Below are 8154 nucleotides of genomic sequence, written 5' to 3' on the forward strand. Positions count from 1 at the left end.
AGACCATGAACATAGGAACCGCCGCAGAAAAGTCCGGCCTGCCGCCAAAGACCATCCGATACTACGAAGACATCGGTCTTCTTAGGCCTGATCGTGCCGACAACGGGTACCGGGATTATTCGACGGCCGACGTCCATCGCCTGCGCTTCCTGCAGCGGTCCCGAAGTCTTGGCTTCTCTGTGGAGGAATGCCGACAACTCCTTTCGCTCTACCGCGACAAGGAGCGCGAGAGCGCGGATGTGAAGGCCATAGCGGAAGCCAAGCTCGCTGAAATCGACCGGAAACTGGCGGACCTCGCCGGACTGCGGGACATGCTTCGGCATCTCGCCGACCATTGCAACGGCGATGACCGACCTGATTGCCCGATCATCGACGGGCTTGCTGGACACGGCACGGTTCAGTGAGGCGCGTCCCCATCATTGCAGCAGTCCTTGTTACCGCCGGGATCGCCGCCGGGACGGCGCTCCCGAAGACAGCCGTCGCCCCAGTCGTCGCCGAGCGCCAAGCGTCGATGAAGGCGATGGCGAGCGCCGCCAAGACCATCTCCGAAATTTTTGCCGGCAAGGTGGCCTACGATGCCGCAGCCTTCAAGGCGGCAACCGAGACCATTCGCCGCCGGTCCGGAAGTGCCATGGTAGACGCATTTCCAGCGGACTCGCTTGGTGAACCCTCGGCCGCTAAGGCGGATATCGGTCAGTCCCAAGAAGAATTCGCCGCGCTCGCTCGCCATCTCGAAAGCCTGGCTGCGGCGCTGTCAGATGCGGCTGACGATGCGCCCGAAGGCATTACGGAAGCCATGAGGATGAAACCCGGAATGGCAATGGGCAGCAGCCTGCTCGGAAAACGGGCTGGCGGCGCGGCCGATTCCGATCCTTCGAAGATCCCAGCCGAACACGTATTCCATCTGATGCTGCAGAACTGCACGAACTGCCACGCCAAGTTCAGGGAGAAACGGCAGTAGGCAAGGCATCGACTTCACCCGATGCCGGACTAGGTGACATTGACGACAATCGACAGGAATCCTGCAATGTTCGTACAGCCCGTCGACTACTTCCTCGCAGTCTGGTTCGTTCTGGCGGGCCTGAGCACGGCCTATGTTGCGTGGGACCAGTTCCGCAACAACCCCGAACCCGTGGTGATGAAATGGGGTTTCATCCTGGTCACGCTTTATATGGGGCCGCTGGGACTGCTGATTTACGTGCTGGCCGACAAGGAGCCTCGGCCAGGCGAACACGAGGCGTTCACCAAGCCGCTCTGGAAGCAAGGAGTCGGCTCGACGATCCACTGTGTCGCCGGAGACGCCACCGGCATCATCCTCGCGGCGGCAATCACCGCCGCTCTTGGGCTGCCGATGTGGATCGATCTCATTGTCGAGTATGTTGCCGGATTCGCATTCGGCCTGTTCATCTTCCAGTCGCTGTTCATGAAATCGATGATGGGCGGCACCTACTGGGAGAATGTCCGCAAGAGCTTCATGCCGGAATTCATCAGCATGAATTTCATGATGGCGGGCATGGCGCCGATCATGAGCTTCCTGATGATGGGCAGCGACATGCGGGCCATGGAACCGACCGAGCTCCTGTTCTGGGGCGTGATGTCGTTCGGCGTGATCGTTGGATTCGTCACCGCATATCCCGCCAACATATGGATGGTGGCCCGTGGACTGAAGCACGGGCTGATGACCGAACGCGAACCGGAGCTCGACAAGGCAAGGGAAGGCAGGCGCGAGCACGCACATAGCGGCGCGAAAGCCGGGATGGTGGGGCAACACGCTTACGCGCGCCTCGATGAACATGCCAAGCCCAGACATGCCAACCCAGGCGGCAATCCCGGGCCTGGCCATCATGGATCCGGCCATGGCTCCTCCCACGGCGATGGGGGAGGAGGGTTGCGTGGTTCGCATGGCGGTCACAACGGTATGGAACCGGATGCAACTGTGCCGCAACTCGCGGCCTTCGGCGGCGTGTCCGTACTCGCGCTGGCGCTCGGCATGATCGCTCCGGCCAACTGGGTGAACCTCACCCTCAGCGCGCGAGACGTAGGCGGCGCCATCATGCCGCCCGGCATGATCATGGACCGCGACACGCCGGCTGCAGCGATGCTGGACATGGCCGCCGTGCATCCTCGCCTGATCACGGCCAGCCATGGCTTGGAGGTTCGCGGCGACCGGGAACTGGAAGCCAGGATGGAGAACGGGGTAAAGGTGTTCGACCTGGAAACCTCGGTCATCCGCTGGGCGATCTTGCCAGACGTGAAAGTCGACGCCTATGCGATCAACGGCCAGGTTCCCGGCCCACGGCTGCATATCCGGCAAGGCGACCGGGTGCGCATCAACGTCACGAATCGCCTGCCGGAGAGTACGACCATCCATTGGCACGGGTTGATCCTGCCGAACGAAATGGACGGCCCGGCCGAGATCACGCAGGAGCCGATCCCGCCCGGCGGCAGCTACCGATACGAATTTACGGCAGGCCAATCGGGAACCTACTTCTATCACTCGCATGACCATGTCGATCGCCAGCAGGCGCTCGGACTCTACGGTGCACTCATCATCGATCCCGCCAATCCCCAGGACGAGATTGCGGCAGACCACGACTATGTTATCCAGCTTCAGGAATGGCTGATGCGGGAGGGCCTGACTTTTCCGTCGATGCCGATGGACGGCGGGCAGCCGAATTATTTCACCATCAACGGCCGCGCCTATCCGTCGACGGACACGATCAGGATGAAGGTCGGCGAAACTCTGAAGGTGCGCTTCATCGGCACCAATAATGGGTTTATCCACCCTATGCACATCCACGGCGGTCCCTTCGAAGTTGTCGCCCGCGACGGCGAGACCATCCCGGCGTCGGCACGATTCCTTGCCGACACAGTCAACGTCGGACCAGGGCAACGCTACGATGTCGTCTGGCGGGCACGTCGGCCCGGAAAATGGCTGATCCATTGCCATATCGGGCATCATACGACCAACAACAATGTCGAAGAGAAGGGCGGTGGCGGACTGATGGTCGTAATCGATGTGCAACCCTGAAGCCCGCTCCGCAAGGCGAAACGTAGATGGATATCCTTGCCATCTACGGCGGCCTGTTTGCTCTTGCCTTCGCTGCGGCGACCATCCTCCCGGCGCAGTCGGAGGCCGCCCTTGCAGGGCTCCTCGCCATGGATTCGTTCTCGCCCGCAATGCTGGTTCTTGTCGCCAGCCTGGGCAACGTCCTGGGTTCTGTGGTGAACTGGGGTCTTGGTCGAGGGATCGAACGCTTCCGGGACAGGCCCTGGTTTCCGCTGCGTCCCGCGACGCTCAACCGCGCCACGAACTGGTATCGCCGTTATGGAAGGTGGTCGCTCCTGTTAAGCTGGATGCCGATCGTCGGCGATCCACTGACCATGGTCGCTGGGGTTTTGCGCGAGCCGCTATGGAGCTTTGTCGTAATCGTCGCCCTCGCGAAGGTTTCGCGTTATCTGGTTGTCGCCGGAGCGGTGCTGGGCCTGATGTAAAACCGAAATCGCGGACATCGCAGCAGGCGTTGCGTTCACTTTTTGGTTGCAATGCAACAAAGCGGCCGCGGCGACCTTGACAAATCAGACGAACAATTGTCGGAAGGGTGCGATGAGGACTCTTGGTCGAACTACGATCCTAGGAAGCATACCGCTCCGAGCAATGCTGGCGGTCGTGTTCCTGGTCGTGTCGGCTCTTCAGCCTGGTCTGTTCGCCGCAGCCAATGCCACGGGTTTTCATGCCGGGGCGGATATTCAGGCCGGGGTGGATCTCCAGGCCGAGACACCCGCACACGATATGGGCCATCACGGCGCAACGGCGGACGACGCGGACACGTCGGAGCATCATCACGGCGACAAGCAATCCTCTGACAAAACCTGCGAAGTCCATTGTGCACCGGCACATGCGGTGCCGGTCGAATGCCCTGACTTGGAGCATGTTGTCTCCCGCTGCTTTGCGTCGGTCGTTGCCGTGACTTTGCCGCTTGGCGAATACGCAGCGCTGATAAGGCCCCCCAAACACATCTGAACTGACGCGCCCTCTTCGGGCGTTCGCGCGCAGCGTCGGGAATCCGTTCCCGCGCGGCCAAACGCATACGTCATGCTTCAGGTCTACAATGAAAATCGCAAGCTCCGCGATGCTCGCATCGCTGTTAGTTACCGGATGTGCGGCGACCACGCCACCGGACATCCTTCCCACCTTCAATCCGGCCGATCCGGCAATGGGCGTCCGTGATGCGCACTACCATCCGGTCGTCGTCTATAGCCACCGGGAGCCAGTCGACCCGCAGAATTGGCGGCGTCTCAATGAAGAACGCTCCTCTGCGAACCCGGGAGCCGGATCATGAAGCGCCGGCCCCTGACCATAGCTGCGATGGTAACCATCCCGCTGATCGCTGCCGGATGCACGACAAGCGGGGCCCTTGATGGCATCTCAGCCCCCATGGCTGGTTTCACGACAGTCGCGGCACGTGCCGAATCCGTGACCGGCAAGAAAACCGTCTGGGTGCAATCCAGCGAGGAAGCGCGGACGGTTTCAGAGCGCGTGAAAAGCCTCGTCCAGAAGAAAACAATCGGTCCAGACACCGCGGTGCAGGTCGCCTTGCTCAACAACAAGGGCCTGCAGGCCGCCTACACCGAGATCGGCCTGTCGGCGGCCGACATGTGGCAGGAATCGATGCTCGTCAATCCGACGATCTCGATCGGCATGATCGGCGTCGATCCTGTGCGGACGATTGAAGGAGCGGTGGTCAGCAACATCCTTGCGCTGGCGACTCACAAGCGGCGCATCGCAGTCGCGGATGCACGTTTTCGTCAGGCCCAGCTCCGCGCCGCCGAAGAAACGTTACGACTGGCCGCGGACACGCGGCGGGCCTGGATCAACGCCGTCTCGGCCTGGGAGAGCGTTTCCTATCTGAGCAAGGCGCAAGCCGCCGCCGATGCTGCCTCCGAACTCGCTCAAAAACTTGGAGAGACGGGCGCCTTCACAAAGACCGGCCAAGCCCGCGAACACGTCTTCTATGCCGAGATCACCGGTCAGGCGGCGGAGGCGCGGCTCGCCGCCCGCACCGCCAAGGAAGAGCTCACCCGGCTGATGGGTCTATGGGGACCGGATGTCGATTACTCAGTCCCCAACATGCTTCCAGCCTTGCCCAAAGGCGCCAAGGCCAAACGCGCAATCGAGGCGGAGGCGCTAAGAAATCGCGTCGACCTTGAGATCGCGAAACTAGAGCTGGAAGCGCTGGCGAAATCCTACGGTCTGACCGAGGCGACGCGCTACGTCAGCGATCTGGAGTTACTTTCCGGTGTGGAGGTGGAACGCGAGGAGTCGGAGGAGGGTGCGACGGAAACGAGTGTCTCACCCACTCTCGAGCTCGAGTTCGTCATTCCGATTTTTGACACCGGCGAGGCACGCATGCGCAAGGCCGAGCTTGGTTACATGCAAGCCGCAAATCGGATGGCCGAAAAGGCGGTCAACATCCGGTCGGAGGCCAGATCCGCCTATGACGCCTACCGTTCGACTTACGACATTGCCCGGCACTATCGGAACAATGTCGTGCCGCTGCGAACAAAGATCGAGGCGGAGTCGCTCCTCACCTACAACGGCATGATCACCAACACGTTCGAGCTGCTGGCGGACACACGCGCGAAAATCAGCTCGATCATGCTTTCCCTCAACGCCAAGCGCAATTTCTGGCTGGCCGACGTCGACCTCGGGACCGCCATCCACGGTGGCGGCGCAGGCTCGCCCGGCGGCGGCGACGCACCGGCAGCAGCCGAAGCGGGCGCCGAAGGCCACTGAACCTCAAGGAGAAGAAAATGCTTTCAAGACGTCAGTTGCTTGGCGCGGGAGCCCTGCTCGCCGGCGCCACTGCATGGACCAAAACGTCCGCGATGGGGCTGCCCGACGCTGCAATCATGGAGTCCCCCGACATGCAGCCTCCGATCTTCCCGACGAGCGGACCGGACTACCAGCCGGTCGTGACGCTCAACGGCTGGACCCTTCCGCAGCGCATGAACAACGGCGTGAAGGAGTTCCATCTGGTGGCCGAGCCGGTCGAGCGCGAGATGTCGCCCGGCATGACTGCCTATCTCTGGGGCTACAACGGTCAATCTCCCGGCCCGACCATAGAGGCGGTCGAGGGCGATCGAGTCCGCATCTTCGTAACAAACAAGCTGCCGGAGCACACGACGATCCATTGGCACGGCATGATCCTGCCCAACGGCATGGACGGAGTGACCGGTCTAACCCAGCCCGGCATCCCGCCCGGCAAGACCTTCGTCTACGAGTTCGACCTCGTGAAGAGCGGCACATTCATGTACCACCCGCACGCCGACGAAATGGTCCAGATGGCCATGGGCATGATGGGCTTCTTCGTCATTCATCCCAAAGACCCGAAGTTCATGCGCGTGGACCGCGATTTCGTATTCCTGCTGAACGCCTTCGACATCGAACCGGGGTCGTACGTCCCGCGCATCATGGAGATGACGGATTTCAATCTCTGGGCATGGAACAGCCGCGTTTTTCCCGGAATCAGCCATCTTCCAGTGGCGAAAAACGACCGGGTCAGGGTCCGGGTGGGCAACCTGACCATGACCAATCATCCGATCCACATGCATGGCTACGATTTCGAGGTGACCTGCACCGATGGCGGCTGGGTCCGGCCGGAGGCGCGGTGGCCGGAGGTGTCGATCGACATCCCCGTCGGCGCCATGCGGGCATATGAGTTCGAAGCCAAATACGAGGGCGACTGGGCGATTCATTGCCATAAGTCGCACCACACAATGAACGCCATGGGCCACGACGTTCCCACGTTTATCGGCGTCGACAACTCGAAGGTCACCGACAAAATCCGCCGGGTCCAGCCCGAATACATGGCAATGGGTGACCGCGGCATGGCCGACATGGGCGAGATGGAGATGCCGCTTCCCGACAACACGATCCCGATGATGACCGGCTGGGGCCAATTCGGCGCCATCGAGATGGGCGGCATGTTCTCGGTCGTGAAGGTTCGCGAGGGCCTTGCCTCGAACGATTACGCCGATCCGGGATGGTACCAGCATCCGGAGGGAACCGTGGCTTACGAGTGGAAGGGGGATGTCCCCGCTCCGACGAAATCAGGCGACGCAAAAACGATGGCCCCGGCAGCGCACGGCGGTCACGGCAAACAGGGATGAGAACCGAAACCCCTCAACCTCAACCATGAGAGAAAGTGCAGCATGAAACATTTAATCGCAGCGGCCGTTTTGATGGCGGTCAGTTCGGGAACAGCTCTTGCCGGTGGAACGCATGCCGGAGGCCATGGCGACAAGGCCGCCACGATGCCGATCGGCAGCCCTGGCCAGGCTGGCAAGGCAAAGCGGACCATCAACATCTCGATGTCGGAGAAGGACGATGGAAAAATGTTGTTCCAGCCGGCCGTGCTCAAGGTGAAGAAGGGCGAGACCGTTCGCCTGGAGTTCGTCAACAAGGGCCAAGTCGACCACGAATTCGTCATGGACGTCCATGACGGGATCATGGAGCACAAGGCGCTGATGGAGAAATTCCCCGAGATGGAGCACGCCGATCCCAATTCGATCCGGCTGGCGCCCGGCGCCAGAGGCGAGATCATCTGGACGTTCGCCAACGCCGGCGAATTCGGCTTCGCCTGCCTGATCCCGGGTCACTACGATTCCGGCATGAAGGGCGATATCACCGTCGCCCACTAACCCCCAAAATCGCAAAGGAAGCAGTCATGAAGATATTGATAAGAGCATTCTCGACCCTCGCGCTCGCGCTCGCCATCGGCGGGAGCGCGTTCGCACAGGAATACGTGAAAGGCGAAGTCGTCAAGGTCGACGCCAAACAGAAGAAGCTGACGATCAAGCATGAGCCGCTGACCAATCTCGACATGCCCGCGATGACGATGGTGTTCGTCGTCGCGGAGGACGGCATGATCGAGAAGGTCAAAGCGGGTCAGGCAATCGAGTTTGCAGCCGACCGCGTCAACGGGCGCATCACGGTCACCGATATCAAGTGATCCACGACTAGCGCCCCCGGGTGGAAAAAAAACCCCCGCCCCCGGCCGCAAAGGCAAAAAAACGCGTAAATACGAGGGGGGCGGGGAGAATTTTTTTCAGATATTATGTTTAGAATCGTGAGGTGGGGGACGGCGTATT

Annotated in this window: 9 protein-coding genes; all 9 read left to right on the forward strand. The window is 61.1% G+C overall.

The genetic code is table 11. From position 1 onward, the window contains the following. Positions 1–5: 5 nt before the first annotated feature. Positions 6–404 carry a Cu(I)-responsive transcriptional regulator gene (cueR, locus tag AC0L2M_RS29555; protein ID WP_473536616.1) on the forward strand — a complete coding sequence of 133 codons (399 nt, stop codon included), beginning with the start codon at positions 6–8 and terminating at the stop codon, positions 402–404. Continuing rightward, a complete protein-coding gene (locus AC0L2M_RS29560) occupies positions 401–961 on the forward strand; it encodes a cytochrome c (RefSeq protein WP_287064503.1) in 561 nt (186 codons plus the stop codon). The genes cueR and AC0L2M_RS29560 overlap by 4 nt, the downstream gene beginning before the upstream one ends. A gap of 66 nt (positions 962–1027) precedes the next feature. After that, on the forward strand, positions 1028–3031 hold the full coding sequence (locus AC0L2M_RS29565) for a multicopper oxidase domain-containing protein (RefSeq protein ID WP_473478552.1): 2004 nt from the start codon (positions 1028–1030) through the stop codon (positions 3029–3031). Between the two features lie 26 nt (positions 3032–3057). Then, complete coding sequence (locus tag AC0L2M_RS29570) at positions 3058–3495, forward strand: YqaA family protein (protein WP_128168190.1); 438 nt, start codon at positions 3058–3060, stop codon at positions 3493–3495. A 163-nt stretch (positions 3496–3658) separates the two neighbouring features. Continuing rightward, positions 3659–4024, forward strand: a complete 366-nt coding sequence (locus AC0L2M_RS29575) for a hypothetical protein (protein ID WP_128168191.1) — start codon at positions 3659–3661, stop codon at positions 4022–4024. A gap of 315 nt (positions 4025–4339) precedes the next feature. Continuing rightward, a complete protein-coding gene (locus AC0L2M_RS29580; RefSeq protein ID WP_419693346.1) occupies positions 4340–5797 on the forward strand; it encodes a TolC family protein in 1458 nt (485 codons plus the stop codon). Positions 5798–5814: 17 nt separating this feature from the next. Further along, the gene (locus tag AC0L2M_RS29585; RefSeq protein WP_473478547.1) at positions 5815–7173 is read left to right on the forward strand and encodes a multicopper oxidase family protein; all 1359 of its coding nucleotides are present in this window, start codon (positions 5815–5817) and stop codon (positions 7171–7173) included. Between the two features lie 42 nt (positions 7174–7215). Further along, a complete protein-coding gene (locus tag AC0L2M_RS29590; RefSeq protein ID WP_473532277.1) occupies positions 7216–7704 on the forward strand; it encodes a cupredoxin domain-containing protein in 489 nt (162 codons plus the stop codon). Positions 7705–7730: 26 nt separating this feature from the next. Further along, complete coding sequence (locus AC0L2M_RS29595) at positions 7731–8015, forward strand: copper-binding protein (RefSeq protein WP_091593895.1); 285 nt, start codon at positions 7731–7733, stop codon at positions 8013–8015. Positions 8016–8154 lie beyond the last annotated feature (139 nt).

It is taken from the genome of Mesorhizobium sp. WSM4806, from assembly GCF_055811635.1.

Bases quoted from the DNA above. Each gene is read 5' to 3' on its own strand.
- AC0L2M_RS29580 (WP_419693346.1), top strand. From the start codon at position 4,340: ATGAAGCGCCGGCCCCTGACCATAGCTGCGATGGTAACCATCCCGCTG.
- AC0L2M_RS29585 (WP_473478547.1), top strand. From the start codon at position 5,815: ATGCTTTCAAGACGTCAGTTGCTTGGCGCGGGAGCCCTGCTCGCCGGC.
- AC0L2M_RS29595 (WP_091593895.1), top strand. From the start codon at position 7,731: ATGAAGATATTGATAAGAGCATTCTCGACCCTCGCGCTCGCGCTCGCC.
- AC0L2M_RS29590 (WP_473532277.1), top strand. From the start codon at position 7,216: ATGAAACATTTAATCGCAGCGGCCGTTTTGATGGCGGTCAGTTCGGGA.
- AC0L2M_RS29570 (WP_128168190.1), top strand. From the start codon at position 3,058: ATGGATATCCTTGCCATCTACGGCGGCCTGTTTGCTCTTGCCTTCGCT.
- AC0L2M_RS29565 (WP_473478552.1), top strand. From the start codon at position 1,028: ATGTTCGTACAGCCCGTCGACTACTTCCTCGCAGTCTGGTTCGTTCTG.
- cueR (WP_473536616.1), top strand. From the start codon at position 6: ATGAACATAGGAACCGCCGCAGAAAAGTCCGGCCTGCCGCCAAAGACC.
- AC0L2M_RS29575 (WP_128168191.1), top strand. From the start codon at position 3,659: ATGCTGGCGGTCGTGTTCCTGGTCGTGTCGGCTCTTCAGCCTGGTCTG.